Raw genomic sequence first — 13,190 nt, 5'->3', positions numbered from 1 at the left:
GTCATTGCGCTCGCGTTCATGGCATCTCCTCATCGTCGGTCCGCTGGGCCGGCAAGGGTCGTGATGCCGACCATGCAACGGAGGTGGCTCTTCCACCGTACACATGACGAGGGTCACAATCGGGAGTATTGCCAGGTGGGAGGCCGGTTCCGCACCGAGCACGGGGTGCCCCCGGGCCGACATCCGGCACCCCGGCGGCTACTGTGAGGACATGACGGAGTCAGCAACGCAGGAGTCGGTGGACGTGATCGTGATCGGCGGCGGCGCGGTGGGAGAGAACGCCGCGCAGTACGCGATCGAGGGCACGGACCTCACCGCAGTCATCGTGGAGGGTCACCTGCTGGGCGGGGAGTGCTCGTACTACGCGTGCATGCCCAGCAAGGCGCTGTTGCGCCCGGTCGACGTGACGGGACTGACGGACGACCTCGAGGGCGTCGTCCCCACGCGGCTCGACCGGGACGGCATGCTCGCGCGGCGCGACTCGTTCGTCTCCGACTACGACGACTCCTCCCAGGTCGAGTGGGCCGAGTCCGCGGGCATCCGCGTGGTGCGCGGCCACGCCCGCCTCGTGGGCGAGCGCTCGGTGCGCATCGAGGCCGACCACGCCGCCGCGCGCACCCTCACCGCGCGGCACGCCGTGATCCTCGCGACCGGCAGCGAGCCGAGCATCCCCTCCGAGTTCGACGGAGCGCACCCGTGGACGTCCGCGGACGCGACCGGCGTGGTCGAGACGCCGGAGAGCATCGCGATCGTGGGCGGGGGAGTCGTGGCATGTGAGGCCGCGGTGTGGCTCAACGCCCTGGGATCCCGGGTGACCCTGCTCGTGCGGGGCTCGGGTTTGCTGTCCGGCAACGAACCGTTCGCGGGGGACACCGTCCTGGACGGGTTGCGCGCCAGCGGCGTGGAAGTGGTGCTCGACGCATCCGTCACCAAGTGCACCCGCAGCGATGCCGAGGACACGGGGCTGGGCCGGGTCCACGGCGGGCAGGTCCACCTGGAGACCTCCGCCGGGACCGTCGACGTGGCCGAGGTGCTCGTGGCCACAGGCCGTACCCCGCGGTTGCGGGACGTGGGACTCGACGCGGTCGGGCTGAGCGCGGACGACGTCCTCTATGAGAAGCTCCCCGCATGGCTGCACGCCGTGGGCGATGCCAGCGGCGATGTGCCCCTGACCCACTGGGGCAAGTACCGCGCCCGGGTCATCGGGGCCAGGATCAAGGCGGCGGCCACGGGGGCGCCCGCGCCGTACGAGGTGGAGAATCCGCCGGTGCCCCAGGTCGTGTTCACGCAACCGCAGGTCGCGCAGACGGGACTGACGGAAGCCTCCGCGCGGGACCGGGGGATCGACGTCGTCACCGCGGAGGTGCCCTACAACGGTGCGGCCGGCGCGGCGCTGCTGCGTGACACCATCTCTGGAAAGGCCAAGATCGTCGTGGACCGGGAGACCCGGTGCCTCGTGGGTGCCACGTTCGTGGGCCCGGATGCTGGCGAGCAACTGCACGCGGCCACGATCGCGATCACGGGGAAGGTACCGGTGCACGTGCTGCGCCACGCGGTGCCCAGCTATCCCACGGTCTCGGAACTGTGGTTGCGGCTGCTCGAGGAACTGCCCGAGCAACTGCGCCGGGCGCCGGAGTAAAAGGTTCCCGAATCCGCTCGCGACGGCCATACTGGGACCGAATCATCCGGGATGCGTTCGTCGAAGGAGCCTCACATGACCCCCTCACTCGCCACGTACATCGCCCTGCCCGGAACCACCGCCGAAGCCATGGAGCACTGGCACGACGTGTTCGGGGGTGACCTGCACATCCTGCGCTACGGCGACATGGACCTGCAGGGCATGCCGTTCGAACCGGATCCCCAGGCCGTGGCCCACTCGACGTTGACCATGCCCGGCGGGGTGATCGCCGCCGGTGACGCCATGGGGGACGACGACTACCCGCTCACCGGGACCGCCTACTCCCTGCTCTACACGACGGAGACGGCCACGGAGGCGCGGGCCCTCATCGAGAAGCTCGAGGCCGGCGGTGGCCACACGGGCATGCCGTTCGAGAAGGCCCCGTGGGGCGACTGGTACGGCCAGGTCTTCGACCGCTACGGCGTGATGTGGTCGTTCTCGGCGTCCCAGGAATGACGTCCGTCGGGGCCGATATCGGTCCCGGCGCCACCGGGGCCTCCGATATCGTCACCGCGCCGCCCCCCCCTGCGGCCACTCCACACCGACGACGCCGCTGCCGTCCTCTCCGCGTTCCGTTCCGACCCGGCCATGTCCCGGCAGGGCACGGTGACCACGTCGGAAGAGGCAGAGGAGTACGTCCACCGGCTCACCGACCCGGGCGGAAGCAAGGTCGCGTGGGCCGTGTGCCACGGGGACGGGCCCGTGGGGCTCGTGTGCATCGCGGTGGACGAGCAGAACAGGAACAGCTGGTTCTCCTACTGGATGACGGAGGCTGTCCGTGGCCGCGGGTGGACGTGGACACCTACGGACGGCTGCGAACGGATCCCCGGTGGCAGGGCAGCGCGGCGGCGGCCCGGTTGCGGTCCGGCGACCGTCGGCGCTACCGCACGGCCACGGCGTGACCCACGGTCGCGGGGTGTTTCCGGGAGAACCCCACGGGGAAGTCGGTCGTGATCCGATCCACGCCCAGGGCCACCATGCGGTTGAAATTGCGCTCGGCGTTCACCGTGTACACGCTCATGCCCAGCCCTGCCGCACGGACCCGGTCCACCGCGGCCGCATTGAGCCAGCGGTGGTTGGACCCCACCTGCCCCGCGTAGGTGGAGATCCGCGCGAGGGTCTCGGCATCGGGAACCCGGTACACGAGCTGCTGCAGGGGGACCTCCGGGGCCAGCACCGCGAAGCGCTGATTGGAAGCAGCGTCGAACCCCAGGACCTCGATTCGCCCGTCGCGGACCAGACGCTGCCACCGGGGATCCGATCGCAGACGCTCCACGATGATGTGCTCGATACCGGGGGACGTGTCCGGGGACTTGATCTCGATGAACACGCCGATCGCGTCGCGCGCAACCTCCGCGGCGTCGTCGAAGTGCGGGATGCGTTCGCCCCGGAATGCGCCGGAGAAGGACGAACCAGCGTCCAGCCGTTGCAATTCGGCCCATGTGAACGACGTGACCGGATCGTTCTCCCGACCCGGGAACACCTCGGCGGCGTTCGTGGTGCGCGCGGGGGTGGGGTCGTGGAACGCGAAGGGCACACCGTCTGCGGAGAGCTGGACGTCGAGCTCGAAGAACTGTGCACCCGAGGAACGGGCCACCTCGAACGCCGCCACCGTGTTCTCGGGTGCGACCCCCGCGGCTCCGCGGTGGCCGATCAACAGGTGGGCCGGCGCAATGGTCATTCCCGCAGTGTCCTCCCGCCCGCGGGGTGCTGTCAGGAGGGCCGTGGGCCGGATCCAGCGGAGGGGGTCCGTTGCGAGACGGTCGGTCAGGGGGGTTGTGCGGGTGCGCATCCAGAGCCTCTCACGGGTTGCCGTACGGAGATGGCCTTGCCGGTCGCGTGGTGATGACCGGCGAACGGGCCGAACCCATGGTCGCGGGGGGACATGACGGCTGTGGAGCACCCCGATGACCGAGGTGTTAACTCGGCACCACGGACCACAGCCGGTGTATTAACCCGGCGTCCGCCGCCGAATGCACCTCCGGCGGATCGCACCCGGTCCGTTACTCCAGCGGGTCACCCTTGGTGCGGTCCAGCGCGACCCGGACCAGGGCCGCGGCCAGGATGGGGAGTTTTTCGGGCGGGACGAGGTCCGCGAGGTCGTGGGCGTCGTCGGGCAGACCGATCCGCCGGGCGCCGTCCAGGGCCTTGGCGTCGAAGAACGGCGCGAGGCCGGGCCAGACACCCTGTACCTCCCGGGCGAAAATCGCGGCGCCCGCGGGGCCGATCCCCGGGAACTGCTGGAGCGCCTCGAGGACGTCGTCGGTACCGTCCGCGCGCTCACGCACGCGGCGCAGATCCCCGCCGTACTCGTCGATCAGGAGGGCGGCGCCGTCGCCGAGCATTGTGGAGGTGCGCTCGTCGTAACGCTTGTAGCCGCCGCGCCCCAGCGCCTGAACCCGTTGCCGCCACGACGCCGCGCGCATCCGTTCCGGGGTGCGGTACCCGGCCGTGAACAGCTCGCGCGCGGAGGCGACCGCCACCTTGGCCCCGATGCGCGCGGACAGCAGGTTGGCCAGCACCAGCAGCTGGAACAGGGGAGCGGGCGTGTCCCGCAGCTCGATGCCGGCGTCCTGCGCGTACGTGGTGCCGTGGCGCTCCAACAGCACGTGCACGGTGTCCTCGTGCGATCGCGTCATGCGTCCCTCCCTGCCTGGATCTCTGTGTCCGTGTCGTCCGACATCATGCCGCCCACGACCGGATCGTTCGGGGCCGTGCTGCTCACGACGGCGTGAATTCCGCTCCCGGCCAACTCTCTCGTGCGCACCGTCACTAGTAAATAAACTGACAATCGACGCCACATCGCGGTGGCAGACCCCACGGTTTGGTGGGCATTCACAGCCTCGACGAAAGGAAGTGCCATGGCGGAGAACACCGACGACATCCAGAAGGTGCGGGACATCATCAAGGGCACCCGCATCGCCATGCTCACCCACGTGGACGGGGATGGTCACCTGGTGTCCAAGCCCATGGCCACGCAGGAGGTCGAGTTCGACGGCACCGTGCGGTTCATCGCGGAGCGCGACTCCGAGCAGGCGCAGGCCCTGCAGCAGCGCCCCGAGGTGAACGTGGCCTACTCGGGTTCCGGTTCGTGGGTGTCAGTGTGTGGCACCGCGCGCATCGTCAACGACGAGGCCAAGCTCAAGGAACTGTGGAGCAGCTTCACCGGTTCGTGGCTCCAGGGCGGCCCGGAGAACCCCAACAACATCCTCATCGAGATCGACGGCCACAGCGCCGAGTACTGGGACAGCCCGGGTAACAGCAAGGTGACCCAGGTGGCCAACTTGATCAAGTCCAAGGTCAAGGGCGACACCGTGGACGGCGAGAACAAGGTCGTGGATCTCTGATCCGAACCGCCCGTCCGACGGCCGTTCGATCCCCATGGATCGGGCGGCCGTTGCGCATGTCGGGGCTCGTCCGGCACGGGGCGCCTCGTCCGGGCGGGGGCCCGCGCGCCTACCATGGAGTATGACCGTACGCCTACTGTCGATCGAGACCGCCGTCCCCGACACCGTCATCCGGCAGGAGGACGTGTCCCGGCTGTTCGCCGAGCAGCCGGGGATGACCAGGCTCGGCACGCGTGTGGTGCGTTCCGCCTTCGCGGGCGCCGGGGTGAGCACACGCCACACGGTCCTGCCCGAGCTGGGCGTTGTGGCATCGGGGACCGTTGACGGGGGCGACGCCGCGGCGTCGCCGTTCGTGGATCCCACGACCCGGTACCTGCGCTCGCCGGGAACGCACGCACGCAACCAGCTCTACACCGAGCACGCCAAACGGATGTTCGTGACAGCCGCCCGGGCGGCCCTCGACGCCGCGGCCCCCGGGATCGAGCTCGCGGATGTGACCCACGTGATCACGGTGTCCTGCACCGGGTTCTTCGCACCGGGCCCGGATGTGCGCGTGGCCAAGGACCTGGGGCTACCCGCGGACGTGAAGCGGATGCACCTGGGGTTCATGGGCTGCAATGCCGCGTTCCCCGCCCTGCAAGCCGCGTACACCGCGTGCCGCGCGGATCCGGACGCCGTGGTGCTCGTGGTGTGCGTGGAGCTGTGCACCCTGCACCTGCACGTGCGCAACGATCCCGACACCGTGATGGGCAACGCCCTGTTCGCGGACGGTGCGGCCGCCGCGGTGGTGACCGGGCGCGACGCCGCCGCTCCCGGCGCTACCCTCGAGCTCGTGGACTTCGAGACGACCCTGGCCCCAGTGGGCGAGGAGGAACTCGCGTGGAGCGTGGGGGACGAGGGCTTCGAGATGATCCTGGGGACCTACGTGCCGCGGATCATCGACGACCACGTGACGGACGCCCTCGCACCCCTGCTGGACCGCGCGGGGCTGAGCGCGGACCGGATCCCCCTGTGGGCCGTGCACCCGGGGGGACGCAGCATCCTGGACAAGGTGCAGGGACGGCTCGCGCTCACGGACGAGCAGATGGCCCCGTCCCGCGGAGTGCTCGCGGACGCCGGGAACATGAGCAGCGCGACCATCCTGTTCGTGCTCGAGCGCCTTGTGCGAGCGGGGGACCCGGGCACCGTGGCGGCGCTCGCGTTCGGCCCCGGCCTGAGCATCGAGAGCGCCCTGCTGCGGGTCCGTCCCGCGTCCGAGACGAGGTGAGCGATGAAGCCTATGCTGCGCAACAACCCTCTGCCGCACGCTGATGTCCTGGGCCGCCGCGACCCCCTGCTCCGCCACCGCAGCGTGGACGAGCCGGAGCTCATGGACGATCCGGCCTGCGATCCGGTGGCCCTGGACAACACCTACCGCTTGTTCGGGGTGATCAACCCGCTCGTTGCATCCTGGTGGCCCGTCTACCGCCGGTATGTACGTCCCGCGTTGCGTGCCGCTGCCCGAGAGGGTCGCCCCGGCACCGTGCTGGACATCGGGTGCGGCGGGGGCGACGTCGCCCGGGCCATCGCCCGCTGGGCCGCTCGCGACGGGCTGGACGTGCGGATTACCGGGATCGACCCGGACGCCCGGGCCACCCGGTGGGCGGCCGCGCACGACCGCGGAGTGGGCGCCACCTACCGGACGCTCGCGAGCCACGATCTGGTGGCAGCGGGGGAGCGCTACGACGCCGTGATCTCCAACCACATGCTCCACCACCTGACACGGAAGGAGCTGTCCGCCGTGCTGGCGGACTCACGTCGGCTGACCCGTGGGGTAGCGGTGCACAACGACCTGCGCCGCAGCCGCGCGGCCTGGCTGCTGTACTGGGTGGCCACGCTGCCGCTCGCACGAGCCAGGGTGTTCGTGCGCTTCGACGGTCTGCTGTCCATCCGGCGCAGCTACCGCCCCGGAGAGCTGCGCCAGGCGCTGCCCCCGGGGTGGCGGGCCGTGCAACAGCGGTTCTTCCGGCTGCTGGCGGTGCACACCGGCCAGGACGCGGAGCCGGTCCGGGCGGACCGGGATCAGGTGGACACCCCGCAGCAGGACCGGACTCAGTCGGACCCGGGACGCACGTCCTGATCCCAGCCCTGCTGAGGCGTCTCGCACGTTTCCCGGAACACGTACTGGGAGGGGCGTTTGCGCTCGCGGCTGGACCAGTCGATCGCCGGGCGGTGGGTGCGCTCGGGCACGTAGCCCAGCCGGTACACGGCCATGAGCTCCAGATCCTCCGGAACGCGCAGCACGTCCATGATCCGCTGCCACTGGTGCGGTGCCTCCATGGGGAAGGACACGAACTGGATCCCCATACCCAACTCCACCGTGGTGAGCCACAGGTTCTCCATGGCGGCACCCATGCTGAACACCGAGTAGAACCCGGACAGTTCCTCCGGGCGGTATTCGCCGCGCTCGAGCATCACGCCGATCAGCAGCGGGGACCCCGCCACGAGCTTGCGGTTCTCCTCGCCCAGGGTCTGGGGCACGCGCAGCTTGTTCATGAGGCTCTGCCCGGAGGGCGTGAACGCCTTGGACGTGAACGGGCGCAGCAGCGCGGGCAGTTTGTCGAACAGCATGCCGCTGCGCTGGGCGTCCATCTCCTTCTGGCTGAACCGGAAGTACTTCTTGTACCGGTCGAAGAACGTGCCCGCGCCCATGACCTCGGTCATGCTCTCCCCGCTGATCCGGGCAACGGTCTCGATCGTGTCCCGGTTCTCGATCAGCACGAACCGCCACGGCTGGCTGTTGAACTGGGAGGGAGCCGCGGCCGCCGCGCGGATCAGCAACTGTTGGTGCTCAGGGCTCACAGGATCCGGGCGGAACGGGCCGTTGGTGGTGCGGCGGTTGAACACGGCATCCAGGAATTCCACGATTCACCTCCAGGCCAGCGCGAGGCCGGCCACGTAGCAGGGAGCCGCCGCGAGGGCGTCTCGGGTGTGACGTCGCAGCGGGTGCGCACCGTGGCGCTGCAACAGGAAGAGCGGGACGACCGCCGGTGCGAGGACCGCCGCCACTGGGGAGCGCTCACGCACCGCGGCCACGCATGCCGCCGCGGTCACGGCGGACGTGGTGATGTACAGACCGTGGTGGATCCACCGGACGTTCGAGGTGTTCACCCACCGGGCGGCCACGGACGCCCCCAGCGCGCAATTGGCGGTGTATGCACCGGCGGATGCGGTCACGAGCGTGCGCAGCAGGTTCATGACTCTCCTCGCCGGTGGGGTGCGTCCCGTGCGCTCATCGTGTCACACGTGGCAAGCCATGGTGTCCAGCCACGCGGCCGCGCTGCCGTCCCGATGGAGTGCGGGGGCGACGGCGCGTGGTGGCGTTGTCGAAACCGGGCGCCGGGGCGCGGCTCAGCCGATACCCGGGGGCCACTCGCCCGCGTGGTCCACGGACTCGGTGTTCGGGTTCCAGGTGTACGTGGACACAGCCCGCCCGCTCGCACCGGCATTGCTCTCGCCCTCCTTGGCCCACCGGTAGGTGACCTGGATGGCGGAGTTGGACAGCCGCACGGTCGCGGGCGAGAAGGCGATGCCCTCCTGGGTGGTCGTGCCCAGGTACTCGCCGTCGTGGAAGAGCATCTGCTGCGACGGGGAGGACGCCGTGCCCCCGCGGATCGTCAGCGTGACCCACGACAGGTCCGCGCACGGGTCGTACGTCTCGGTGTCGATCGCCACCCACTCGGCGTCGGGAACGTTGCCCTTGGGGAACGCCGGGCCCACCTTGTCGATGTTCTCGTTCACGGCCTGCTCCGCGGAGGTGTTCGCGCACGACCCGGACGGTTCGGGGGTCGCAGACGACGCCGCAGTGGTCGCCGCGGGGCTCTGCGACCCGGGCGCGGGGGTGTCGGACGCGGTCATGTGACTCTTGGGCTGCGCGGCGGGCGAGGACAGGGGAGCCGCGGCGGTCGCCTGGCCGGTCGCCGCGGCGTCGGTCCCGGCCTGCGGGCTCGCGGCCTGGGAGCGGATGCCGGAGGTGGGCCCGTTGGCGATCTCGGAGGAGGTGGCCATGGACTGTGGTTGTTCCGCGGGCGAGGAGTTGCATCCGGTGAGCCCGCCCAGTGACAGGACTAGGAGGGTGGCTGCCGCGGTCAACGTGCGTGTGCGGTGCATGACGAATCCTCTCGTCTCATCCGTTCCCCGATGTCCACGGGTGGTTCCAGCGTGAGGGCTCGTCTTCACTTAAGCAATACTTCTATGTAGATGTAAAAGAATTCAGCCCGCGACCAGGGCATTCGTCCCGAAGACCGTCACGCGTCGTCGTCCGCGAAGCTGTCACCCGACCCACCCCAGGAGCCGTTCCGGGAGCGTGAACGCATGTATTCGCCCAGCACCGCGGCGTCGAGGTCCTCGGGATCCGGGGCGACCACCCGACCGCGCACCCGGCGCGCGAGCGCCGCGATGAAGCTGATGAGTCCGGGGTCGTCCCCCAGCCGGAACAGGGTGATCTCGGTGCCGCGCCGGGCCACGGCGTCCAGCTGCGCCACGGTGAGCCGTAGGGTCTCGGGATCGGGCGGGTACATGAACCATGCCTCGCCGCCGGGTTCCAGGTGGGCGGTGGCCTCACCGTCCGTGACCACGAGCAGCACGGGGTGCATGGTGGGGTGCTTGCGGAAGAAGCGCTGCGCGAGCAGCAGGCCGTGATGCAGGTTGGTGCCCTGTTCGTGCCACGCGGGCAGCGCGGTCAGCTCCCCGATGTCCATCGTCTGGGCGTAGCGGCCGAACGTGATGAGTTCGAGTGCGTCACCCCGGAAGCGGGTGGAGATCAATTGGTGCAGGGCGATCGCCGTGCGCTTCATGGGGACCCAGCGCCCGTTCAACGCCATCGAGAAGGACGTGTCCACGAGCAGCGCCACCGCCGCTTGCGTGCGCGCCTCCGTCTCGCGCACCTCGATGTCCTGGACGTCGATCCGCAGACCCGCACTCGGGTCCGCGCCCGACGCCGCCGTGCGGGTCACCGCGTTGGTCACCGTGCGGGTCACGTCCCACGGTTCCACGTCCCCGAACTGCCACGGGCGGGACGAGCCGGTCTGCTCACCGGCGGCCCCGGCGAGCCGGGTGTCCCGGCGGCCACTGCGACCGGAAAGTCTCCCGGCGGCGTCGCGCAACAGGGATTTGCCGAGCTTGCGCATGGCCCGCGGGGACAACCGCAATTCGCCGTCCGTGCCGCGGCGCAGGTAGCCGCTGTCCCGCATGGCGCGCTCGAGCTCGGTGAGCGTGCGCGCGGCGACGGCGGCGTCGTCGCCCAGTTGCCGGGCCAGCGCGGCCACGTCCAGGTCCGAGAGCGTGGAACCCGCATACGACTGGGACAGCTGCTCGCTCAGGGCGTCCAGGTCCGCGAGGTCCTGCAGCACACCCGTCCCGTCCCCGAGACCGAGGCCTTGATCGCCCTCGAACTGCTCCGAACCGGACCAGTCCAACCCGGGACGCAGGCCCTGCAGCGCGGCGTCGAGGCGGTCCAGTTGAGACATCAGTTCGGGGGAACCGAACGCCTGCGCGGACAGCGCCATGAGCTCCTCGCGCTGCTCCGGGGTCATGGACCGCATCATGCGCTGCGCGGCGGCGGAGCGCTGAGCCAGCGCGTCGATGAGCTCGTCGATGTCCTGGGGGTTCTCGGGGAACTGGTCCCCGTGCCGGTTCATGAACCGCTCGAAGTCCTCGGGTGTGTCCTCGCCGCGGGCGTGCTTCTCAAGCAGCTCGTTGAGGTCCTCGAGCATGCGGGAGACCGCGGCGCGGTCCTCGTCCGTGGCGTTCTGCAGCGCGTTCTTCATCCCCGCGAAGCGCTGCTCGAGCAGTTCGCGGCCCAGCAGGTCCTTGATCTGTTCGTAGTTGCGCCGTGCGGCGTCCGACTGCCAGTCGTAGTCGGACAGTTCCGTCACGGCCGCCGCGGTGGAGGACGGCAGGGCGTCCAGGCGCATCTCCCGGAACTGCCGGTCCGTGGGATCCATGCGCGCGTCCCGCAGGAACTGATCGCGTTCCTCGCGCAGCGCGCGGTCGAGCAGTTTCTTGGCCTCCTGCACCGTGCCGTCCAGGCGGTGCCGGCTCAGCAGGTCCCGACGCCGCTGATGCACCTGGCGCGCCAGATCGTCCAGTCCGCGCTGGTTACGCCCGCCGCGGCGCAGGAATTCGCGCAGGGCCTGGTCGGGGGAGTAGCCGGCCATGACGTCCTCGGTCACGGCGTCCAGGACCTCCCCGAGGTCCACGGGTGGGGCCAGGGGATCGGGGCCGCCGGAGTAACGACCGTACCGTGAAGAATGCCGGGGTGTGCGCATGGGAGGCCTATCCGTAGACGGTTTCCCCGTCGCCGGACTCCTTGGAGAGCTTCCGGGTCAGGAACAGCCCCTCGAGGGCGAGTTCGACGGCGGTCGCGCGGTACCCGGGCCCCTCACCGCCCACGCGTTCGGCCAACCGGTCGTAGAGCTCGGAGTCCTCGAGGGCGGGCAGGGCGTCGAGGAACTCCTGGGCGCCCACGCGTTCGCCGGTCGTGATGGTGCGCTGACCGTCGAACGCGGCGACCAGGGGAGAGAGATCCAAGCCACGGAAGTGTTCCCGCACGGCCTGGGCGGTCGCGGTACGCAACAAGTGCTCCAGGATGTCGTCCTCGCGGCCTTCCTCACCGGATTCGAACTCGACCTTCCCGCCGAGTACGACCACCGCGGTGTCCACGTCCACGAGCCGGGCCACGGCGGGGTCACCGGGGCGCACCGTGGCGCGGTGCCGGGCGGCGGCCGCCACGGTTTCAGCTCCCGCGATCGCGAAGCGCGCGGAGACACCCGAGGACTGGTTCACCGCGCTGGATTCACGCAGTTGTCGTGTGAACCGGGCCAGGATCTCCAGGATGATGTCGGGGACCTCGGCGGTGAGTTCGGCCTCCTGGCGGATCACGGCCATCTCGTCCTCGAGTTCGAGCGGGTAGTGGGTGCGGATCTCCGCCCCGAAGCGGTCCTTGAGCGGGGTGATGATCCGGCCGCGGTTGGTGTAGTCCTCCGGGTTGGCGGAGGCCACGACCATGACGTCCAGCGGCAAGCGCAGCACATAGCCGCGGATCTGGATGTCCCGCTCCTCCATGACGTTGAGCAGGGCCACCTGGATGCGCTCGGCCAGGTCAGGTAGTTCGTTGAGCGCCACGATCCCGCGGTTCGCGCGCGGGATCAGCCCGTAGTGGATGGTTTCGGGGTCCCCGAGCCGCCGCCCCTCCGCGACCCGCATGGGGTCCACGTCCCCGATCAGGTCCGCGACGGACGTGTCCGGGGTGGACAGCTTCTCCACGTAACGCTCGTCGCGATGGCGCCACGTGATCGGTAGGTCGTCACCCTCCGCGGCGATCCGCGCGGTGGACTCGGCGGTGAGCGGTTCGTAGGGGTGTTCGTTGAGTTCGGAGCCCGCGATCACGGGCGTCCACTCGTCCAACAGCCGTGGCAGGGTGCGCAGCAAGCGGGTCTTGCCCTGGCCGCGTTCACCCAGCAGCGCGACGTCGTGCCCCGCGATCAGCGCGCGCTCGAACTGGGGGATCACGGTGCGCTCGAAGCCGTGCAGTCCCTGCCACGGGTTCTCCCCCGCGGCGAGCGCCGCGAGCAAGTTGTCGCGGATCTCCCGGCGCAGGGATTTCAGCTCATGACCCGACGCGCGCAGGTCACCCAGGGTGCGGATGTCAGGTTGGGCGTTCACGCGCGTCACGCTACGCCCGGCAGGCGGCGGCGTCGAGCCCCCGGGGCGGTTCGGTGACGCCGTGTGACGGGCGGGGAGCCGTGCGGGGTCTGGGGGATCGACCACGGACTGTGCTTCGCCGCGGCGTTCAAACTGCGCACCGTGATCTGGGAATTCGCGCGCGACCCCTTGCCCCTGGACCTCGTGGCGGACATTGCGGCGCTCGCCGAGAACGGCGCACCGCCGGAGGTGACCGAGCTGCTGACGACCGAGGAGACGCGTGCCCTGCGTCGTCGTGCCCGTGCCCTCGCGCTGCTGGGCAGGCTCCCGGAGGACCCCTCCGGCATGCGCTACCCGTGGCCGCTCGTGTGAGCCGCCCCGGAGCGGTCCGCTGCGCGTGAAGCGGCCGGGGGTCCGGTGGAGGCGCGTGGCCGCGGCACCGTAGTCTGACCGTGCGCGTGACAGCGCGCTCGTCGAGAACC

Annotated in this window: 14 protein-coding genes; 7 read left to right on the top strand and 7 right to left on the bottom strand. The window is 70.2% G+C overall.

Features of this window, described 5'->3' with window-relative positions; genetic code table 11:
* Positions 1 to 211: 211 nt before the first annotated feature.
* The 3 genes from J1M36_RS04105 to J1M36_RS13150 all read left to right on the top strand — a co-directional run bounded on the left by J1M36_RS04105 (position 212) and on the right by J1M36_RS13150 (position 2,632).
* On the top strand, positions 212 to 1,639 hold the full coding sequence (locus J1M36_RS04105) for an NAD(P)/FAD-dependent oxidoreductase (protein WP_193518833.1): 1,428 nt from the start codon (positions 212 to 214) through the stop codon (positions 1,637 to 1,639).
* Between the two features lie 75 nt (positions 1,640 to 1,714).
* On the top strand, positions 1,715 to 2,134 hold the full coding sequence (locus J1M36_RS04100) for a VOC family protein (RefSeq protein ID WP_064846013.1): 420 nt from the start codon (positions 1,715 to 1,717) through the stop codon (positions 2,132 to 2,134).
* Positions 2,135 to 2,149: 15 nt separating this feature from the next.
* Positions 2,150 to 2,632 (top strand): GNAT family N-acetyltransferase, encoded by a 483-nt coding sequence (locus J1M36_RS13150; protein ID WP_206478721.1) that lies wholly within the window; start codon positions 2,150 to 2,152, stop codon positions 2,630 to 2,632.
* Here the strand turns inward: J1M36_RS13150 and J1M36_RS04090 are convergent.
* Together J1M36_RS04090 and J1M36_RS04085 are read right to left on the bottom strand one after the other, a co-directional pair.
* The gene (locus tag J1M36_RS04090; RefSeq protein ID WP_241246794.1) at positions 2,559 to 3,359 is read right to left on the bottom strand and encodes a glycerophosphodiester phosphodiesterase family protein; all 801 of its coding nucleotides are present in this window, start codon (positions 3,357 to 3,359) and stop codon (positions 2,559 to 2,561) included. The two genes, J1M36_RS13150 and J1M36_RS04090, sit on opposite strands and share 74 nt — an antisense overlap.
* A gap of 322 nt (positions 3,360 to 3,681) precedes the next feature.
* Entirely contained in the window at positions 3,682 to 4,317 is a 636-nt protein-coding gene (locus J1M36_RS04085; RefSeq protein ID WP_064846014.1) for a hypothetical protein, read from the bottom strand.
* A gap of 222 nt (positions 4,318 to 4,539) precedes the next feature.
* Here J1M36_RS04085 and J1M36_RS04080 point away from each other — a divergent pair, with 222 nt between their 5' ends.
* From J1M36_RS04080 to J1M36_RS04070, 3 genes are all read left to right on the top strand, one after another.
* Positions 4,540 to 5,025: a pyridoxamine 5'-phosphate oxidase family protein gene (locus J1M36_RS04080; RefSeq protein WP_064846016.1), complete on the top strand. Its 486-nt coding sequence runs from the start codon at positions 4,540 to 4,542 to the stop codon at positions 5,023 to 5,025.
* Between the two features lie 121 nt (positions 5,026 to 5,146).
* Entirely contained in the window at positions 5,147 to 6,292 is a 1,146-nt protein-coding gene (locus tag J1M36_RS04075; protein WP_193518829.1) for a type III polyketide synthase, read from the top strand.
* 3 nt (positions 6,293 to 6,295) lie between these two features.
* Positions 6,296 to 7,144: a methyltransferase domain-containing protein gene (locus J1M36_RS04070; protein WP_231885518.1), complete on the top strand. Its 849-nt coding sequence runs from the start codon at positions 6,296 to 6,298 to the stop codon at positions 7,142 to 7,144.
* On the opposite strand, the gene J1M36_RS04065 is transcribed toward J1M36_RS04070, so the two are convergent.
* The 5 genes from J1M36_RS04065 to J1M36_RS04045 form a co-directional block, all read right to left on the bottom strand.
* Positions 7,117 to 7,929, bottom strand: a complete 813-nt coding sequence (locus J1M36_RS04065) for a nitroreductase family protein (protein ID WP_064846018.1) — start codon at positions 7,927 to 7,929, stop codon at positions 7,117 to 7,119. The two genes, J1M36_RS04070 and J1M36_RS04065, sit on opposite strands and share 28 nt — an antisense overlap.
* Positions 7,930 to 7,932: 3 nt before the next feature.
* Positions 7,933 to 8,262, bottom strand: a complete 330-nt coding sequence (locus J1M36_RS04060; protein WP_064846019.1) for a hypothetical protein — start codon at positions 8,260 to 8,262, stop codon at positions 7,933 to 7,935.
* Between the two features lie 153 nt (positions 8,263 to 8,415).
* Positions 8,416 to 9,174, bottom strand: a complete 759-nt coding sequence (locus tag J1M36_RS04055) for an LppP/LprE family lipoprotein (protein WP_206478704.1) — start codon at positions 9,172 to 9,174, stop codon at positions 8,416 to 8,418.
* A 137-nt stretch (positions 9,175 to 9,311) separates the two neighbouring features.
* A complete protein-coding gene (locus J1M36_RS04050; RefSeq protein ID WP_206478703.1) occupies positions 9,312 to 11,333 on the bottom strand; it encodes a VWA domain-containing protein in 2,022 nt (673 codons plus the stop codon).
* Between the two features lie 7 nt (positions 11,334 to 11,340).
* On the bottom strand, positions 11,341 to 12,729 hold the full coding sequence (locus J1M36_RS04045) for a sigma 54-interacting transcriptional regulator (RefSeq protein ID WP_206478702.1): 1,389 nt from the start codon (positions 12,727 to 12,729) through the stop codon (positions 11,341 to 11,343).
* A gap of 63 nt (positions 12,730 to 12,792) precedes the next feature.
* On the opposite strand from J1M36_RS04045, the gene J1M36_RS04040 reads away from it, so the two are divergent.
* Entirely contained in the window at positions 12,793 to 13,080 is a 288-nt protein-coding gene (locus J1M36_RS04040) for a hypothetical protein (RefSeq protein ID WP_206478701.1), read from the top strand.
* Positions 13,081 to 13,190: the final 110 nt, after the last annotated feature.

The organism is Kocuria sp. KRD140, assembly GCF_017168375.1.
Lineage (GTDB): Bacteria > Actinomycetota > Actinomycetes > Actinomycetales > Micrococcaceae > Kocuria > Kocuria marina.
Note: the sequence above shows the minus strand (reverse complement) of the source record. Positions and strands in the feature narration are given on the sequence as shown.

Coding starts and splice junctions, on each gene's coding strand:
- J1M36_RS04105 (WP_193518833.1), top strand. CDS start 212: ATGACGGAGTCAGCAACGCAGGAGTCGGTGGACGTGATCGTGATCGGC.
- J1M36_RS04100 (WP_064846013.1), top strand. CDS start 1,715: ATGACCCCCTCACTCGCCACGTACATCGCCCTGCCCGGAACCACCGCC.
- J1M36_RS04090 (WP_241246794.1), bottom strand. CDS start 3,359: ATGACCATTGCGCCGGCCCACCTGTTGATCGGCCACCGCGGAGCCGCG.
- J1M36_RS04085 (WP_064846014.1), bottom strand. CDS start 4,317: ATGACGCGATCGCACGAGGACACCGTGCACGTGCTGTTGGAGCGCCAC.
- J1M36_RS04080 (WP_064846016.1), top strand. CDS start 4,540: ATGGCGGAGAACACCGACGACATCCAGAAGGTGCGGGACATCATCAAG.
- J1M36_RS04075 (WP_193518829.1), top strand. CDS start 5,147: ATGACCGTACGCCTACTGTCGATCGAGACCGCCGTCCCCGACACCGTC.
- J1M36_RS04070 (WP_231885518.1), top strand. CDS start 6,296: ATGAAGCCTATGCTGCGCAACAACCCTCTGCCGCACGCTGATGTCCTG.
- J1M36_RS04060 (WP_064846019.1), bottom strand. CDS start 8,262: ATGAACCTGCTGCGCACGCTCGTGACCGCATCCGCCGGTGCATACACC.
- J1M36_RS04055 (WP_206478704.1), bottom strand. CDS start 9,174: ATGCACCGCACACGCACGTTGACCGCGGCAGCCACCCTCCTAGTCCTG.
- J1M36_RS04050 (WP_206478703.1), bottom strand. CDS start 11,333: ATGCGCACACCCCGGCATTCTTCACGGTACGGTCGTTACTCCGGCGGC.